Here is a 234-nt window from a genome sequence, read left to right as displayed (position 1 = left end):
CCCCCCGACTGATTGCGACTGTGCATGCTGATTACCTTAATCCGAAGGGCAAGTTGGGGATTCTGTTAAGTGGCAAGTTCTCTAAGAAGTCACCCGCAGATTCTCCACCGGAAGATTCTGCTGAAACGGATCTGAAAGTGCATGCGATTTACGACGTGCTGATGCGCCCCCTCCTGGACGGTGGCGCGTGGCTGGATCTGGCACTCGAGGAGCGATTCGTCAGCAGCGATACGG

At 55.6% G+C, this 234-nt stretch carries 1 protein-coding gene; it reads left to right on the top strand.

The features are described from left to right. On the top strand, positions 1 to 234 hold a 234-nt coding region (locus AAEY83_RS18630), incomplete at both ends, for a hypothetical protein (protein ID WP_351061681.1).

It is taken from the genome of Psychrobacter sp. TB20-MNA-CIBAN-0197 (assembly GCF_040309765.1).
Taxonomy (GTDB): domain Bacteria; phylum Pseudomonadota; class Gammaproteobacteria; order Pseudomonadales; family Moraxellaceae; genus Psychrobacter; species Psychrobacter submarinus.
Note: the sequence above shows the minus strand (reverse complement) of the source record. Positions and strands in the feature narration are given on the sequence as shown.